At 54.8% G+C, this 708-nt stretch carries 2 protein-coding genes; one reads left to right on the forward strand and one right to left on the reverse strand.

Annotated features, from left to right (window positions below):
- Positions 1–151: 151 nt before the first annotated feature.
- Positions 152–511: a hypothetical protein gene (locus C3007_RS11895; RefSeq protein ID WP_003702528.1), complete on the reverse strand. Its 360-nt coding sequence runs from the start codon at positions 509–511 to the stop codon at positions 152–154.
- A gap of 7 nt (positions 512–518) precedes the next feature.
- Between C3007_RS11895 and C3007_RS09890 the strand changes: the two genes are divergently transcribed.
- A partial coding sequence (locus C3007_RS09890) for a Rop family plasmid primer RNA-binding protein (RefSeq protein WP_003692311.1) occupies positions 519–708 on the forward strand: 190 nt, incomplete at its 3' end.

Genomic DNA, 708 nt, shown 5'->3' on the forward strand with positions numbered 1-708 from the left:
CCAACCCTTGGCAGAACATATCCATCGCGTCCGCCATCTCCAGCAGCCGCACGCGGCGCATCTCGGGCAGCGTTGGGTCCTGGCCACGGGTGCGCATGATCGTGCTCCTGTCGTTGAGGACCCGGCTAGGCTGGCGGGGTTGCCTTACTGGTTAGCAGAATGAATCACCGATACGCGAGCGAACGTGAAGCGACTGCTGCTGCAAAACGTCTGCGACCTGAGCAACAACATGAATGGTCTTCGGTTTCCGTGTTTCGTAAAGTCTGGAAACGCGGAAGTCAGCGCCCTGCACCATTATGTTCCGGATCTGCATCGCAGGATGCTGCTGGCTACCCTGTGGAACACCTACATCTGTATTAACGAAGCGCTGGCATTGACCCTGAGTGATTTTTCTCTGGTCCCGCCGCATCCATACCGCCAGTTGTTTACCCTCACAACGTTCCAGTAACCGGGCATGTTCATCATCAGTAACCCGTATCGTGAGCATCCTCTCTCGTTTCATCGGTATCATTACCCCCATGAACAGAAATCCCCCTTACACGGAGGCATCAGTGACCAAACAGGAAAAAACCGCCCTTAACATGGCCCGCTTTATCAGAAGCCAGACATTAACGCTTCTGGAGAAACTCAACGAGCTGGACGCGGATGAACAGGCAGACATCTGTGAATCGCTTCACGACCACGCTGATGAGCTTTACCGCAGCTGCC

Origin of the sequence: Avibacterium gallinarum (assembly GCF_002921135.1) — a bacterium.
GTDB classification, from domain to species: domain Bacteria; phylum Pseudomonadota; class Gammaproteobacteria; order Enterobacterales; family Pasteurellaceae; genus Avibacterium; species Avibacterium gallinarum.